Genomic DNA, 15,607 nt, shown 5'->3' with positions numbered 1-15,607 from the left:
CTCTGAGGAGTGAAGGCAGGGCGTCTTTGATCCAGATCAGAAATCGAAGTCGTGATCGGACGGAGCATGGGCCCCAAGCCTCGTCGTCGCCGGATGGACGAGTCGAGACGAAAAAAAGGCCCCGCAACGCGAGGCCTTTCAGAACTGGGGGCGTGAGCCAATTGGATTGAGCAGTCAGACTGCCGCTTCCGCTCAGGTCGTACCCCGCTAGACGGTCGGTCAAGGTGTCTTGACCATTGAGGAAAGATTATGCGCCATGCTGACGTCTGTCAATCCGATGGAACGGTCGCTGCGGGTCGGTTGCTCGAGTTTCTCTCCGATCGAATGCCGTGGAATCGCTCGCTGTGGGGCATCGGCGTGGTGCTTGCGATGGAGGAATTGTTCGAAGCCTGTGAGGCCATGAGGCAGGGGCACCTCAGCGAAGCGTCGATCAAGCGCATCGCCTCTTCGCTTCAGCGCCGGGTCGGTGTACACCCCGCGTTCACTGAAGCGGAGAAGGCCTTCTTGCGCGAACAGGTGAAGCAAGTACCGCGTGCCGATGGCGCAGCCCATTTTGGTATCCGAGAACTTTCGTCGCGCGTAAGCAGGGACTATCTCCTGCGTTGGAGTCAAGCGGTCACCGACGGACGCTTCGCCGTCGAACACCTTGCACGCAGCGTGGCTGCCCATCTCCTGGATGCGGGCTTCGCCGCACAGTACCTCAACGACTTGATCCGCACTTGGCTCAGCGCAGAGCAGCCGATCTCCCTGGCCCAGCTGTGCGAGGAGCTGGCGGCCCAGATGGTGAGCAGTCCGCCAAGGACGTTCGAAGTCTTGCTGGCGTTCACAAGCATTCCGGACTTTCCCAACGGAGTACCCCTCGACTGGCTGCAAGGCCCTCAGGTGCCGGCATGGCTGCAAGCCAACGGCTTCGACACCACCGACGTGCGCGCCCCGGTGGCAAAGATACTGAGGGTGAAAGCGCGGGATGTCGTTGGCGCCGCCAAGGCAGCGCGTGAGGAGTCGGACCGGTATGCCGCCCGAGCGCTGATCGCCACCGGCCGCCTCCTCAACCGCGTGCCGTTGCTATGGGTTGCGGGAAGTCCCGAACCTGCCGCGATGATGGAAGCGTCGCGGGGTGTTGGCGTCAAAGAGTTGTTCCGGGAGGACCGCGTGTTTTCGACAGATGCCAGCCAGAGCGTGGATGCGGCCCTGGAACTGCTCGCACACATGGAGAGCAGTTCAGCGCCGGCAGCGATCGCCGGTGGATGGGCCGCGATCGAGGGGCTGCTCGCCGATCCCAGTGATCGCTCTCTCGCGGCCGATAACCTGGCCACGCTCGTGACGTGCTCTTTCCCCCGAGCTGAGCTGACTGCACTGTCGTACAAAGCGCAGCGAAAACATCCGGACTCGACCGTGGCGCTACAGGGGCTCACCGTCAACCGAACGCGCTCCCGCGTGACAGCGCAACTGATCCTGGACGGTGGTCTGCCACCAATGCCTGCTGTCGCCGACCAGGCCGCGGTGATCCGCCTGAGGAAGCTGCTCGCCAACCCTGGCCCCGAGCTGCTGGTCATTCGGGACACGATCGGGGACTCCTTCCATCGCCTTTACCGTCAGCGCAATCTGATCCTGCACGGCGCACGTCTGGACAGCGTGGCGCTCAACGCGAGCCTGCGCACGGTGTCGAAGCTGGCCGGTGCCGGCATGGACCGAATCACGCATGGACATTACGTGCAGAAGCTCCGACCGCTGGAGCTGGTAGCCAAGGCAAACCTGGCCATCGCGCTCATGACGAAGGCCGATCCACTCGGCTGCGTGGACCTGCTCGAGATCGGTTGAGCCCGCCGAACTCTTTGGCGCCGAACCGGGATCAGCCCGCACCCGGCCCGTCGGCGACGAGCTCCCCGCCCCAATCGCCCGGATGCACATCGCGCTCGGACTGCGAGAACGTCCACACGTAGCCCGCCAGGTCCGACACGGTGTACTGGCGCTCTCCGTACGGGAACGAGTGCGGCTGGGACAGGACCTTGGCGCCCTCCGCCGCAGCTCGCGCGGCGTGCCGGTCCGCGCTCGCGACACGGACCATGATGGAGAAGACGGGCTCCGCTGGCGCATCGCCTTGCGCCACCACCATCGCGCCGGCGCCGATATCGAGCTGTACGCGATGGCCACCGATGCGCAGGCGCTCGGTGAAGCCGAAGACACGGACCAACCACGCCGCCGCGGCCGCCACGTCGGGGTAGTGCAGCACCGGAATGACCGTGGCCGAGGACATCGAGAGGTTCTCGGTGCCGGACAGGAAGGCGGCGTCTTGGGGCATGCGGTGATTGAAGCATGCGAGCGTTTCGCCCCGCAACCATCGTCGCTCACGCGCCCCAGGCGCGCCTCCGTCTGGCCTCGGCTCGGCCCCATTCAACGCCCCATTCCGCAGTTCACGACACGCCGGGCCATTCAAAAGGGCTCTCCTCATACAACGCCTCCTCGAACAGACGGAGGAATGAACATGCAGGCAGATCTCGACGTGGCGGCGGGCGCGGACCACGTGCCGACCATCACGCGGAGGAAGACGAGTTATCTGAAGGCCAACGTGGCCACCGTGGCCGCCATCGCGATTGCCGCGACGGCGGCGTGGATCACCGCCATGAGCTTCGTTGAAGCCTATGGCATCGGCGCGAGCCACTTCGGTCAATCCACCGACATGGCCAAGCGGGCAGGTCCGGGCGTCGAGCTGTTCGTCCTTGACGGCGTTGCGCTCGTGGTCGTTGCCGTCCTCGCGCGACTGGCAGCTCGGGGCTTCCGCGCCGGTCGGTAAAGACACTCCCAGCGCGCGCTTTCTCGCGCTGAACTGTCGATCGCGGCGAGGGTCATTCGTCGTTCCCATACACGCCTCGTGCAAGGATCGACGCCATGACCATCACCATCACCGCTTTCGAACGCTCACCCGACGGGGGCAAAGGGCTGGCACGCGACACGCGCGTCCGCTGGGCGCTGGAGGAGGCGGGGCTGGACTACGACGTCCGCCTCGTCTCCTTCCGGGCCATGAAGGAGCCGGCGCACCTGGCGCTCAACCCCTTCGGCCAGATTCCCACCTACGAGGAAGGCGGGCTGGCGCTCTTCGAGACGGGTGCGATCGTCCTGCACATCGGTCACCAGCATCCCGGCCTCTTGCCTGACGACGCCGATGCGCGAGCGCGCGCCGTCGCCTGGGTCTTCGCCGCGGTGAACACCCTGGAGCCGCCGATCCTCGAGCTGACGATGGCCCGGTTGTTCGAGCGCGACCAGCCTTGGTACGCCGCCCGACTCCCCACGCTGGAAGCGCGTGTGCGCACGCGATTGCAACAGCTGTCGGCGCGGCTGGGCGATGCCGACTGGCTCGACGGCGCCTTCAGCGCCGCGGACCTGATGATGGTGCACGTGCTGCTGCGATTGCGATCGACCGGTCTCCTCGACGAGGTCCCGCGACTGGCCGCCTATGTCGCGCGCGGCGAGTCGCGGCCGGCTTACCAACGGGCGTTCGCCGACCAGTTGGCGGTGAACACGCGAGCACCGCAGCCGCGCTGATCGCCGTCCCATCCGACGCATTCGACGTCTCATCGCATTCGCCGCGCAACGCCTGGCCCCCTCACGGACCATCGCCGCTTCTTCCATTCAAGGAGCGAGCGATGTCCCTCACCACCGCCACGGGCACGCGCCGCACCCGCGCGCTGATCACGATCCTGGTCGCGGTGCTCGAGCTCGCGCATCTCGCGTGGCAGTGGACGCACGGCGGCATCGTCAGCCCTCACCTGCTCGCGAATCCCGACCTGCCGTCCGTGTCCAACGGCTGGGGCATCGTGGCCCTGCCGGCATTGGCGTGGATCCTCTCCGGCCGCTTCCTGCGCCGAGCGACCTCCGGCCCGGCGACACGCGCCATCCTGATCGCCGCGCTGGGCGCCGCCTGCGCGGGCATCGGACTGTCGCTGGCCTTCAGCCTCGGAACGTCCGATCACGCGGCGGTCGTGCTCCTCGCGATCCTGCTCAGCGGCGTCGCGTTGCCAACGTATCGCGCGGAGTACCTGCTCGGCTTCGTGCTCGGCATGGCGTGGACCTTCGGTCCGATCCTGCCGATCCTCGTTGGCTCGGTGCTGGCGCTGAGCTCGTTCCTCGTCCGTCGGGTCGCGTGGCCGGCATTGGGCTGGGCGGTGGCGCGGCTGCGGACTTGACTCCTTTACCGCCAGGATGTCATCGACCCCTCGTCGGCGCCGCGTCCTGCTTGGAGGGGTCATGGCATCCTTCAGTCTGCATCCCAGCAGAACCTCCGCCCCCCATGCCCCTCCGCGACCAGACCGTCCCCGTCACCCCCTTCCGCCAGAACTGCTCGATCGTCTGGTGCGACGTCACGCAGGAAGCCGCGATCGTCGATCCGGGCGGCGAGATCCCGCGCCTGCTTGCCGAAGTCGAGCGCCTGGGCCTGACGCTGAAGGCGATCTGGCTGACCCACGCCCACATCGACCACGCCGGCGGCACCGGCGAGCTCGCGCGCCTGCGCGGCCTGCCCATCATCGGACCGCATCAGGGCGACCAGTTCTGGATCGACGGACTGCCTCAGCAGTCCGCGATGTTCGGCTTCCCGCCGGCCGAGATGTTCACGCCCACGCGCTGGCTCGAGGACGGCGACACCGTCCAGATCGGCCACGAGACCCTGACCGTGCGCCACTGCCCCGGGCACACGCCCGGCCACGTCGTCTTCCACTCCGCGAGCGCGAAGCGCTGCTTCGTCGGCGACGTGCTCTTCGCCGGCAGCATCGGCCGCACCGACTTCCCCGGCGGCGACCACGACACGCTGATCCGCTCCATCAACGAGCGCCTCTGGCCGATGGGCGAGGACACCGTCTTCGTGCCCGGCCACGGGCCGGAAAGCAGCTTCGGCGAGGAACGCCGCACCAACCCCTTCGTCGGCGGGCGCTGGGGCTGAGGCCTCGCCGTCTCCCGACAGCGTTTGCAGCGGCCCGGGGGCGCGCTCAGAGCGGCGACAACCCCGTATCGAGGAACCGCGACTCCGGGAAGCCCCGCAGCGCCAACGCGGCGAGCTCCACGAGCTCCTCGAAGCTGCGCTCCTTCTGCAGCACCGCCACGCCGCCCATGCGGTCGGCCGAGTCGGTGAGCTCGTCCCCGATGTAGCCCGTCGTGATGATCACCGGCACCGCCGGCAGGGTCGCGCGCACCGCCACCGCCAGTTCCAGGCCGTTCATGCCCGGCATGTTGAAGTCGGTGATCAGCAGCTGCACCGGCACGCGGCCCTGCTCGATGTCCGCCAGGCAGTCGGCCGGCTCGGCGTAGGTGCGGACGTCGTAGCCCGCCTTCTTCAGCAGCGCCTCGACCATCATCAGCACGATCGGATCGTCGTCGACATAGAGCACATGCTCGCCCGTGCCGGGGTCAGCGACCCGCGCCAGCGCCGCCGTGTCCAGCGGCGCCGCCTCGCTGCCCACCACCGGCAGATAGACCGAGAACACGGTCCCCTTCCCCGGCCGCGACTGCACGTCGATCGCGCCGCCGTGCGCATGCACGATGCCGTGCACGATGTGCAGCCCCAGCCCCGTGCCCTGACCCCGCGGCTTGGTCGTGAAGAAGGGCTCGAACAGCCGCTTCGCCACGTCCTCCTCCATGCCGTGCCCGTCGTCGCGCACGCTGAGCTCCGCGTAGTGCGTCGGCGCCACGCGGCCGATCGCGAACGCGTGCGGCACGTCGAACTGCACCGCGCGCAGCCCGACATGCAGCCGTCCATGGCTGCCCGGCATCGCCTGCCAGGCGTTCGTGCAGAGGTTCAGCACCACCTGCTGGACCTCCGCCGGATCGACCGTCGCCACGCAGTCGTCCCCGTGCAGGTCCACCGTCAGCCGCACCGACGCCGGCAGCGTCGAGCGCAGCAGACCGATGCTGTCCTCGACCAGCGGACGCAGGCGGTGCTTGGACAACTCATGTCCGCCGCCGCGCGCGTAGGCCAGGATGCGCTGCACGATGTCGCGTGCCCGGTCGCCGGCCCGCTTGATCTGCTGCATGTGCGCGCGCAGCGGCGACGCCGCCGGCAGCTCGTCGAGCATCATCCCCGCGTGTCCGAGGATCGCCGCCAGGATGTTGTTGAAGTCGTGCGCCACGCCGCCCGCGAGCGTGCCCAGCGATTCCATCCGCTGGATGCGCATCAGCTTTTCCTCGAAGTCCACGCGCGTCAGCTCATCGGCCTTGCGCATCGTGACGTCGATGAACAGCACCACCAGGCCGTGTTCGCACGGGAAGGCCCGGCACTCGAACCACTTGCTGAGGCGGGCGTTGAATTCCTCGTAGATGTGCGCGGCGCGCGTCTGCATCGCGGACCGGGCCTCGACGTCGAATCGGTCGCCCATCGCGCCGGCCAGACAGGCCCAGTAATTCCTGCCGATCAGCGCCTCGCGCTGCCGGCCGCTCGCGCGTTCGAAGGCGACATTGACGAACTCGATGGTCCAGTCGTGTTCCAGCAGGATGACGGCGTCGGTGACGTAGTCGAGCGCGGCCCCGACGTGCGCGGCGCCTTCCTCGGGTGCGGTGGATGCACCCGACCCGTGCGACGACGGCTCCTGACCCGGCATGTGGACCCCTTCTGGACGAGGTGCCAGTGTGGACCCCGTGGGCCGCGTGGGCAATCGCTGTGCCAGCACCTAACCGTAGGGAAGCCCGATGGCATCGGCCTTTCGAGCCATCAGGCCCCGAAAGGCCGGGCGTGTCTCCCCGTGCTTGCCCGAGGTCCCCCGCCGACCTCCGTCAGGACCTGGCCGCCGGCGCGGGCGGCTGGTAGCGCTGCTCGGGCTTGGCGGCGCGGGCGTAGAGGCCCTGCACCCGAGGCAGGGTGCGCTCCATGTCGCGGATCCGCGTCGGCCCCGACGGGTGCGTGGACAGGAACTGCGGCGGCGCGCCCTTGCTCGCCTGTCCATCTTTTCCCACAGCGTGATGCCCGCGTGCGGGTTGTAACCGGCGCGCGCCGCGAGCTCCATGCCGACCAGGTCGGCCTCGCTCTCGTCCTCGCGGCTGAAGGTCAGCGACAGCAACTGCCCGCCGATGTTGGCCACGCCGCGGCCGAAGTCGCCCAGGCCGAAGATCGCCGCGCCCAGCTGGATCGCGCCGCTGGTGGCCATGTTCTTGCCCATGCGCTCGCGGGCGTGTTCCCGCAGCGCGTGGGCCATCTCGTGGCCCATGATCATCGCGACCTCGTCGTCGCTCAGTTGCAGCTGCTGCAGGATGCCGTAGTAGAACGCGATCTTCCCCGCCCGGCATGCAGAACGCGTTGAGCTCCTTGCTGCCGATCAGGTTCACCTCCCAGCGCCACTGCTGCGCGCGCGGGTTCCACGCCGCCGCGAACGGGATGATCCGCTGCGCGATGGCCCGCAGGCGGATCAGCTGCGCGTTGTTGGGCGGCGCCAGCGCCTTCTGCGATTGCGCCTGCCGCATCATCTGCACGTACTGCTGCTGGGCGGCGGCCTCGACCTGTTCGGCCGAGATCAGTTTCGTGAAGCGGCTCTGCTTGCCGACGTCGACCCCGTCCTGGGCCCAGGCGGGCGACAGCGCCATGGCGCCGCCGGCCGCGATCAGGCCGGTGAACAGGCGCCGCGCGGGCTGGCGCGGCGCGCCGTCGGCGCCGCAGCGGCGGCAATCGCAACGACCGAAGCCGTAGGCGGGGGCCGACGGCAGGTGAACCTCGGCATCGGGAGAGAAGTCAGCATCAACCATGGCGAGATTCTAGGCAGGCGACAATCCCGGTCATCATGTCCCAGTCGCCCCTGATCACGCCGTCTCCGACCTGCGCCACCTCGCCGCTCGACCCGCAGGAGTTCCGCGCGGCGCTCGGGATGTTCGCCACCGGCGTCACCATCGTGACCGCGCGCGCCGAGGACGGCACCCTGGTCGGCCTGACGGCCAACTCGTTCAACTCCGTCTCGCTGTCCCCGCCGCTGGTGCTGTGGAGCCTGGCGCGCCGGGCCGGATCGATGCCGGTGTTCAGCCGCGGCTCGCACTACGCGATCAACATCCTGGCGGCGGATCAGAAGGAACTCGCGCAGCGCTTCGCCACGCGCGACATCGACCGCTTCGCGGGCGTGAGATTCCGGGAAGGCTGCGGCGGCGCGCCGGTGCTGGAGGGCTGCGCCGCCGTCTTCGAATGCGCCAACCGCAGCCAGTACGAGGAAGGCGACCACGTCATCTTCGTCGGCGAGGTGGAGGCCTGCACCCGCGCCGAACAGGCGCAGCCGCTGATCTTCCACGGCGGGCGGTACTACACCGAGCTGCCGATCTGAGCAGACAACCTGAACGGACGACCTGAGCGGCGGTTTCGACCGCTCAATCGCCTGCGTGCCGCCCGACCGGCCAGAACGGCGCCATGCGCCGAACCGCGCGCCACCGCCACGCGGCCAGCACGACGGTCAGTGGTGCCGTGATCGCCACGACATGCCAGGGCATGATCTCGAAGAACCGGTTCGCGCCGATGCTCAGTCCGGCCACCAGCATCCCTCCGAGCATGAGCAGCACGGCCTGCGTCGCTCCCGGTTGACGCTTGCGCGACCAGTCCTGCCACAACAGCAGCCCCGCGGGCAGCGCGATGGCGGCGAAATGCAGGCCCATCAGCGGCTGGTCGCGCGGCCAGTCGCCGGGCACGAGCGCCACCATCAGCATCAACACCGCCGCCCCCGAAGCCCAGCACCAGCAGGAACTGGGTCAGCATGCGGCGCGCGAACACGCGGTTCATCGCCTCGCCGCGCGGCATGCCCGGCACGAGGGTCAGCAAGGACTGCTCCATCCGGGTCCGTCGCAGCATCGCGGAGAGGCTGAGCGTCGGCCCGAACAACGCGCACATCACGCCGAACGAGGCGCCCGGCAGCGCGTTGTGCAGCACCGTCGCCGCGCGCGGTGCGGGCAGCCAGTACAGCACCGCGAGTTCCGCAAGCAGCAGCGCCAGGAAGATGACGGCGGCCACGCCCACGGTCGCCGACCAGTGCAGGTTCCGCATGGCGGCGATCTCGGCACGCGCCGCCACGCTGTCGGTCGTCGGCGTGGCGGTGCGGATCAGGTGGCGGGTCCAGGTCGGCAGGCCCCAGGTGAATGGCTTGCCGAGGAGTCGCACGAACGGGTGGGCAGGCGGCCGCGCGGCGCGCGTCGCGCAGGTCGCCTTCATCGACATCAGGTCACTGAACACCCTGGCCGATTGCCAGGAGCGCAAGTGCCCGGGGCCGCCGTCCTGGAACAGGTGCCAGAGGATCACGCTCAGCGCGATCATCGCCAGCGCGGCCTGCGTCACGGGCTGCTGCTCGTGCCAGCCGCGCAGCACCGCCGCGGTCTCGCGCCAGACAACGGTGTCCTTGAGCAGCGCGCTCGGGATCCACGGAAAGACCCAGATCACGAACCAGGCGATCGGCCAGCGCAGCGCGACCGAGAAGCTGACGAGCACAGCCCCCGCCAGCATCGTGAACAGCAGGAAGTGGCCGAACACGGCATGCAGCAGCAACCCGGTCGCCGTGGCGATCAACAGGAACAGCGCGACCCCGACCTCGCGCAACAGGCGCAGGTGGCCGGGGACGAGACGCGCGGTGATCGGGTGGTTCTGCATGCTCAAGGCACCTGCGCACAGCCACCACACGAACTGCAGTCCGATCGCGACCATGATGCAGAACGCGACGCCCGCTGCGGACGCGGACTTCATCGAAGTCAGGCCCGTGATCCCGGCCACCGGCAGCAGCAGCCACCACAGCCGGCGCAAGGGCCGCGTCGTCGCGCGCAGCACCGCGACGTGTCCGCCGACGCCGGGCAGCGGGAGCGCCGCGTTCATTGCGTCAGCTCCAGGAAGAGGTCCTCAAGGCTGAGCGCCTCGCAGCGCAGCGCGGCATCGCCTTGCGGGAGCTTCCCCCTCGGGGAAACGCACCAGCCAGCGCGGCTGCTCGCCAAGGTCGCGCCGGCTCAGCACCTGACCCCCATGCGCGTCGACCGCCGCCTGCAGCCGGCCCAGCGGCCCGGCCAGCAGCCGGACCTCGTCCGCGAGCGCATCCTGCGGCGCCTGCAGCGCGATGCGGCCGCGGCTGAGGAACGCCACGTTGAAGGCCACGCGCTCCAGGTCCGACAGGATGTGCGTCGAGAACAGCACCGTCGTGCCGCGGTCCAGCACCTGATCGACGAGCTCACGCAGGAAGTCGCGCCGTCCGGCGGCGTCGAGGCTGGCGACCGGTTCATCGAGCACCAGCAGGTCGGGCTCGTGCGCCAGCGCGCGGATGATCGACAGCCGCTGCTGCTGCCCTTGCGACAGCTGACCGACACGGCGATCTCGCGGGATCTCCCAACGCGACATCAGGCCGTCGACCTTTGCGTCGTTCCAGCGCGTGTAGAAGCTGCGGAAGTAGCGCAGCAGGTCGCCGGCCAAGAAGTCCTCGAACAGCGCCGCCTGCTGCGGCACGTAGCCCAGCCGCGCGCGCAGCGCGTCGTCCGGGGTCAGCGCCGGCTGGCCGAAGAGACGCACCTCGCCGGCCTGCGGCTGGCGCAGGCCCAGCAGCGTCTCCAGCAGCGTGGTCTTGCCGGCGCCGTTGCGGCCCAGCAGCCCGACCACCTGCCCCGGCGCCAGCGTCCAGTCGAGGCCCGCCAGCACGCCCGGCTGGCCCTTGAAGTCGACCCTCAGGCCGCTCGCGCTCACCGGCGGCGCGGCGAGGGCGTCATCGGCCAGCGCCCGGCTCTGCGCCGGGCTGATCGTCATCGAGTGATCGAGCGTCTCGTGCAGTGTCTGCTTCAGCGTGTGAGTCATCGCGTCTCTCCCTGGTCCTCGAGCAGCGCCTTGAACAGCGCCAGCACCTGATCCGCCGGCAGCTCCAGCTGGCGCGCCTCCGCCGCGGCCTTCTCCAGCGTGGGGCGCAGCAGCTCCACGCGGCCGCGCGTCTTCATCGCCTTCTGATGCTGCGCCGCCACCACCATCGGCAAGCCGCGGCGACGCTCCACCAGCCCCTCGGCCTCCATCAGCCCGAAGGCCTTGGAGACCGTCATCGGATTCACCGCCAGCGCCTGCGCCAGCTCGCGCACGGACGGGATCTCCTGCCCCGCCACCAGCTGCCCGCTGGCCACGCGGCGGCGCAGCTGCTCCACCAGTTGGCGGTAGATCGGCTCGGGGGAGCCCGGGTTGATGCTGAAGAGGAGGTCGGCGTCCATCGGCAAGTGGCGATTGGCGGCGCCGACGGCATCGTCAGCGTGTATCAGTACAGTAATACACAACAGGACGATGTGTCAATCCCGCAGGCGGCGGAGGACTTCACTCGGGGACCGGACTTCTTCCGGGAGACGTCAAGTGGATGGCCGTGCGTTCATCGCGCCTTGACGATCCCGCGATAGAGCAGCGCGGTGGCGGCCAGGCCGACGGCCGCGGCGCCGCTCATCCAGAGACCGGGCGCGGCCTTGTTGCCGGTGGTCTGGATCAGCCAGGTCGAGACCAGCGGCGTGAAGCCGCCGAAGATGGCGGTGGCCAGGCTGTAGGCCAGCGAGAACCCCGTCGTCCGCACTTCCACCGGCATGATCTCCGTGAGCGCGACGATGGTGGCGGCGTTGTAGCTGGCGTAGAGGAAGGACAGCCAGAGCTCGACCGCGAGCATGCGCTCGAAGCTGGGCGCCTGGACCAGCCAGGACATCGCCGGGTAGGCGGTCAGCAGCGTGAGCAGGCTGAAGACGACGAGCAGCGGCCAGCGGCCGATGCGATCGGACACCGCGCCCATCACCGGCAGCCACACGAAGTTGGACAGGCCGACGCAGAAGGTCACCAGCAAGGCGCTGGTGGCGGACAGGTGCAGGACGGACTTGCCGAAGGTCGGCGTGTACACGGTGATCAGGTAGAAGGACACCGTCGTCATGACGACCAGCATCATCCCGGCGCCCACCAGGGCCCAGTTGCGCAGCATGGAGGCGACGATCTCCCCGATCGACGGGTGGTGTTTGCGGGCGAGGAAGGCTTCCGTCTCCCGCGAGCGATCGTCGGATCTGGAACACGAAGGGCAGGATCAGCGAGCCGATCAGGAAGGGGATGCGCCAGGCCCACTCGCTGATCTGCGCGGTGGAGAACCACTGGCTGATGCCGTAGCCCAGCGCGGCGGCGACCATGATGGCGGCCTGCTGGCTGGCGGACTGCCAGCTGACGTAGAAGCCCTTGCGGCCTGGCGTGGCCATCTCCGCGAGATAGACCGACACGCCGCCCAGTTCCACCCCGGCGGAGAAGCCCTGCAGCAGGCGGCCGGTCAGCACGAGGACCGGCGCCAGCACGCCGATGGTCGCGTAGGCCGGCGTGAAGGCGATCAACACCGTGCCGCAGGCCATGATGGCCAGCGTCAGGATCAGGCCTTTGCGGCGGCCGATCTTGTCGATGTAGGCGCCGAGGATGATCGCGCCCAGCGGCCGCATCAGGAAGCCCGCGCCGAAGGTCACGAAGGTGAGCATCAGCGAGAGGTATTCGCTGTCGCTGGGGAAGAAGGTCTGCGCGATGTAGGTCGCGTAGAAGCCGTACAGGAAGAAGTCGAACATCTCCAGGAAGTTGCCGCTGGTCACGCGGAGCACCGCGCCGAGGGCAGCGCGACGGGGCATCCTGGGCGGCATCGCAGTCGTCGCCGACGCGGTCAGAGAGGTCATGGCAGTCTCCGGAATCGGTTTTTCTCTTGTGGGGCATCATGCTTTTCCTTCAAAGTTGCGGGAAGTGCAAAGAACGGAACGATTGATGCGCCATGAGAATCAATTTCGACCTGGGTGAGCTCGCGGCCTTCGTCGCGGTGGCGGAGCGGATGAACTTCCGGGCAGCGTCGGAGGCGCTGTTCATCTCGCCGTCGGCGCTGAGTCGGCGCATCGACCGCATCGAGGAGGCGCTGGGCGTGCGGCTCTTCGACCGCACGACGCGGCGGGTGAGCCTGACCGAGGACGGGGAGCAGTTCCTGACCCATGCGGGCGAGGCGCTGGCCGCGCTGCAGAACGCGATCTCCGACGTGGGCGACCGGGCGGAGCGCCGGGCGGGGCTGGTGACCGTGGCCTGCATCCCGTCGGTGGCGAATCACCTGCTGCCGGAAGTGCTGGCGCAATTCGCGAAGCTGCAGCCAGACACGCGGATCAAGATGCTGGACCACAGCGCGCCGCAGGTGCTCAAGGCCGTGGTGGAGAAGCAGGCCGACTTCGGCGTCAACTTCCTCGGCGCGCAGGAGCCGTCGATCGACTTCGCCGCCATCGTGAAGGAGCGCTACGTGCTGGCGGTGCCAGCGCGGCACAGGCTGGCGACGCTGCGGTCGGTCGGGTGGGAGGAGTTCGTCGGCGAGCGCTTCATCTCGCTGGCGGCGGACAGCGGCAACCGGATGCTGCTGGACAACGCGGTGGCGCAGGCCAAGGCTCGGCCGACGACGCATGTCGAGGTGAATCACGTGGAAGGGGCGCTGGCGCTCGTGCGGGCGGGGCTGGGCGTCAGCGCGATTCCCCGGCTCGCGCTGACCGGGACCTCGTCGAAGGACCTGGTGGGCGTGCCGCTGACGCGGCCGCTGGTGAGCCGGACGCTGGGCCTGATCACGCGCAAGGGGCATCGGCTCTCGACCCAGGCCGAGGTGCTGGCGAAGCTGCTCGTGCAGGCGCTGAAGAAGGCGGGCGTGGCGCAGAACGCGACGCCGAAGGACCGCCGAAAGGGCGCTTCAGCGGCTTGACGCGGTAGGCGTGATGCATGCCGCGCAATGAATGTGCTGAACGTTGCACTGGACGCATCGGCAGGGGGTCCTCAAGATCCAGGCATCTTGATTCCGGACCTCCCCATGCAACGCCCGACCTCGTCCAGCCGCCGCCGTCTCGTTCTCCCTGCCGTCCTGATGGCGGCACTCTCCGCCGCGCCGCTGGCGCAAGCCGCCGACCGCATCGTCGCGGTGTCCTCGGGCGGCTTCGCCGAGGCGTTCAAGGAACTTTCCGTCCGCTATGAGAAGGACGTGCCCGGCGCGATCGTCGATCGGCAGTTCGGGCCTTCCATGGGAGAGACGAAGCAGGCGATTCCGGCGCGGCTCGCCCGCGGCGAACCGCTGGACGTCGTGATCATGGTGGGCCCGGCCTTGGACAAGCTGATCGCACAAGGATTGGTCGACGGGGCGACGAAGGTCGTCCTCGCCGATTCGTACATCGCCTGCGCCGTGCCGGCCGGGGAGCCGGCGCCTGAGCTGGACACGGTCGAGAAGGTCAAGGCAGCGTTCCTGGGCGCCGCCTCCATCGCCTGGTCGGACAGCGCGAGCGGTGAGTACATCCAGCACGTGCTGCTGAAGCGGCTCGGCATCGAGGAAGAGGTGAAGGCGAAGGGCCGCCAGATCCCGGCGACGCCTGTGGGCGAGATCGTGGCCTCACGCCAGGCAGCCTTCGGATGCCAGCAGCGCAGCGAACTCCAGGCCGTGAAGGGCATCCGCATCGTCGGCGAGCTGCCGGAGGAGATTCAGAAGGTCACGCCCTATGCGGCCGGCGTGGTGAGCTCCAGTCGGAATCACGGGCCAGCACAGGCATTCATCCGCTATCTGGCCGCGACAGCGAATGCGGACGCCCTGAAGCGCAGTGGGCTGCATCCGGCATCGACCATCGCGCCTATGCCTGTGACCCGTTGAGGGCCCGTCGCCGCTGCTCGCTGTCCGCCAACAGATCAACGAAGGCTCTCACCTTCACGGGGCGGAAGCGCGCCGACGGAAACACCGCGTGAATGCCGCCGGAAGGCAGGCGCCATTGCGGCAGGACCTCGATGAGACGTCCTGCGGCCAGGTCTTCTTCGACGGCGAAATCCGGAAGGACGGAGAGTCCCATGCCATGGCGCACGGCCTCGCGCACGGCCAGCGTCGCATCGAGACGGACGGACGCTTGCACGGTCACGTCCCGGCGTTCGGTCTCGCCGAGGGAGAAGTCCCAGTGGAGGTGGTCGCGCAACGCGGTGTTGGCGACGAAAGGAAGCCGGGCGATGTCTTCCGGTCCGGTGAGCGGCGCGAGCTGCGGCGCCATCGCCGGGGCGGCGACAAGCACTTGTCTGAACGAGCCGATCTTGCGCGCCTGCAGCCCGGTTTCCGCCAGCCAGCCGACACGGATCGCCAGTTCAATGTTGCCGTCCATGATGTTGAGCGTCTGGTCGCTCAGGATGGCGTCGACCTTGCAGGCGGGGTACCGCTGCATGAAGGCGGCGATGACCGGTACGACGATCCCGACGCCGTAGTCGAACGGCGCCGTCAAGCGCAGGACGCCCGACGGCTCGGTCGACCCCTCGGCCAGTTCGTCGAAGGCCTCCTCGGCTTCGCGCAGGATCATGGCGCAACGCAGGTAGAAAGCGCGCCCGGTTTCGGTCGGCTGCACCCGGCGCGTGGTCCGCACCAGCAGTGAGGTCCGGAACTCGCTTTCCAACCGCGCCACCTGCTGGCTGACCACGGCCTTGGTGATGCCCAGGCGCTCTGCCGCCGCCGTGAACGAGCCGGTTTCCACCACGGCCACGAAGTAGGTCAGCCGCCTCAGGTTGCCGTGGCTTCCCGCGCGGTTCTCAGCCAGATTGTTTGCCTTGAACATACATTGTGTTTATCACGTGTGTATTTGATGATCAATTCTCGGTGCCTACGATGGGGTCCAGACC

General features: G+C 68.6%; 14 protein-coding genes and 2 pseudogenes. 8 read left to right on the top strand and 8 right to left on the bottom strand.

Features of this window, described 5'->3' with window-relative positions:
• Positions 1 to 249 precede the first annotated feature (249 nt).
• Positions 250 to 1,821 (top strand): integrase, encoded by a 1,572-nt coding sequence (locus tag ACFJIX_RS09115; RefSeq protein WP_377159290.1) that lies wholly within the window; start codon positions 250 to 252, stop codon positions 1,819 to 1,821.
• 31 nt (positions 1,822 to 1,852) lie between these two features.
• On the opposite strand, the gene ACFJIX_RS09110 is transcribed toward ACFJIX_RS09115, so the two are convergent.
• Positions 1,853 to 2,302, bottom strand: a complete 450-nt coding sequence (locus ACFJIX_RS09110; protein WP_377159288.1) for a VOC family protein — start codon at positions 2,300 to 2,302, stop codon at positions 1,853 to 1,855.
• 183 nt (positions 2,303 to 2,485) lie between these two features.
• On the opposite strand from ACFJIX_RS09110, the gene ACFJIX_RS09105 reads away from it, so the two are divergent.
• From ACFJIX_RS09105 to ACFJIX_RS09090, 4 genes are all read left to right on the top strand, one after another.
• Complete coding sequence (locus tag ACFJIX_RS09105) at positions 2,486 to 2,794, top strand: hypothetical protein (RefSeq protein ID WP_377159286.1); 309 nt, start codon at positions 2,486 to 2,488, stop codon at positions 2,792 to 2,794.
• Between the two features lie 95 nt (positions 2,795 to 2,889).
• Positions 2,890 to 3,543 (top strand): glutathione S-transferase family protein, encoded by a 654-nt coding sequence (locus tag ACFJIX_RS09100; RefSeq protein WP_377159284.1) that lies wholly within the window; start codon positions 2,890 to 2,892, stop codon positions 3,541 to 3,543.
• Positions 3,544 to 3,644: 101 nt separating this feature from the next.
• On the top strand, positions 3,645 to 4,184 hold the full coding sequence (locus ACFJIX_RS09095; RefSeq protein ID WP_377159282.1) for a hypothetical protein: 540 nt from the start codon (positions 3,645 to 3,647) through the stop codon (positions 4,182 to 4,184).
• A gap of 104 nt (positions 4,185 to 4,288) precedes the next feature.
• The gene (locus ACFJIX_RS09090; protein ID WP_377159280.1) at positions 4,289 to 4,936 is read left to right on the top strand and encodes an MBL fold metallo-hydrolase; all 648 of its coding nucleotides are present in this window, start codon (positions 4,289 to 4,291) and stop codon (positions 4,934 to 4,936) included.
• 46 nt (positions 4,937 to 4,982) lie between these two features.
• Here ACFJIX_RS09090 and ACFJIX_RS09085 read toward each other — a convergent pair whose 3' ends face one another.
• Both ACFJIX_RS09085 and ACFJIX_RS09080 read right to left on the bottom strand, forming a co-directional pair.
• Entirely contained in the window at positions 4,983 to 6,587 is a 1,605-nt protein-coding gene (locus tag ACFJIX_RS09085; protein ID WP_377159278.1) for an ATP-binding protein, read from the bottom strand.
• A 172-nt stretch (positions 6,588 to 6,759) separates the two neighbouring features.
• A pseudogene (locus ACFJIX_RS09080) lies at positions 6,760 to 7,563 on the bottom strand (M48 family metallopeptidase).
• Between the two features lie 194 nt (positions 7,564 to 7,757).
• On the opposite strand from ACFJIX_RS09080, the gene ACFJIX_RS09075 reads away from it, so the two are divergent.
• Positions 7,758 to 8,285 carry a flavin reductase family protein gene (locus ACFJIX_RS09075; protein WP_331614856.1) on the top strand — a complete coding sequence of 176 codons (528 nt, stop codon included), beginning with the start codon at positions 7,758 to 7,760 and terminating at the stop codon, positions 8,283 to 8,285.
• On the opposite strand, the gene ACFJIX_RS09070 is transcribed toward ACFJIX_RS09075, so the two are convergent.
• The 4 genes and pseudogenes from ACFJIX_RS09070 to ACFJIX_RS09055 form a co-directional block, all read right to left on the bottom strand.
• Positions 8,264 to 9,811, bottom strand: a complete 1,548-nt coding sequence (locus tag ACFJIX_RS09070; RefSeq protein ID WP_377159275.1) for a hypothetical protein — start codon at positions 9,809 to 9,811, stop codon at positions 8,264 to 8,266. The genes ACFJIX_RS09075 and ACFJIX_RS09070 overlap by 22 nt on opposite strands.
• A gap of 24 nt (positions 9,812 to 9,835) precedes the next feature.
• Complete coding sequence (locus tag ACFJIX_RS09065; RefSeq protein ID WP_377159273.1) at positions 9,836 to 10,771, bottom strand: ABC transporter ATP-binding protein; 936 nt, start codon at positions 10,769 to 10,771, stop codon at positions 9,836 to 9,838.
• The gene (locus tag ACFJIX_RS09060; RefSeq protein ID WP_377159271.1) at positions 10,768 to 11,169 is read right to left on the bottom strand and encodes a GntR family transcriptional regulator; all 402 of its coding nucleotides are present in this window, start codon (positions 11,167 to 11,169) and stop codon (positions 10,768 to 10,770) included. Before ACFJIX_RS09060 ends, ACFJIX_RS09065 begins: the two co-directional genes overlap by 4 nt.
• A gap of 152 nt (positions 11,170 to 11,321) precedes the next feature.
• Positions 11,322 to 12,597, bottom strand: a pseudogene (locus ACFJIX_RS09055) (MFS transporter).
• A 125-nt stretch (positions 12,598 to 12,722) separates the two neighbouring features.
• Between ACFJIX_RS09055 and ACFJIX_RS09050 the strand changes: the two are divergent.
• Together ACFJIX_RS09050 and ACFJIX_RS09045 are read left to right on the top strand one after the other, a co-directional pair.
• Positions 12,723 to 13,676, top strand: coding sequence for a LysR substrate-binding domain-containing protein (locus ACFJIX_RS09050; RefSeq protein WP_377159269.1), 954 nt, complete (start codon positions 12,723 to 12,725; stop codon positions 13,674 to 13,676).
• 27 nt (positions 13,677 to 13,703) lie between these two features.
• Entirely contained in the window at positions 13,704 to 14,606 is a 903-nt protein-coding gene (locus ACFJIX_RS09045; protein ID WP_377159267.1) for a molybdate ABC transporter substrate-binding protein, read from the top strand.
• Here the strand turns inward: ACFJIX_RS09045 and ACFJIX_RS09040 are convergent.
• Positions 14,587 to 15,543 (bottom strand): LysR family transcriptional regulator, encoded by a 957-nt coding sequence (locus tag ACFJIX_RS09040; RefSeq protein ID WP_377159265.1) that lies wholly within the window; start codon positions 15,541 to 15,543, stop codon positions 14,587 to 14,589. The two genes, ACFJIX_RS09045 and ACFJIX_RS09040, sit on opposite strands and share 20 nt — an antisense overlap.
• Positions 15,544 to 15,607: the final 64 nt, after the last annotated feature.

Origin of the sequence: Roseateles sp. UC29_93 (assembly GCF_042695725.1) — a bacterium.
Classification (GTDB): domain Bacteria; phylum Pseudomonadota; class Gammaproteobacteria; order Burkholderiales; family Burkholderiaceae_C; genus Roseateles; species Roseateles noduli_A.
Note: the sequence above shows the minus strand (reverse complement) of the source record. Positions and strands in the feature narration are given on the sequence as shown.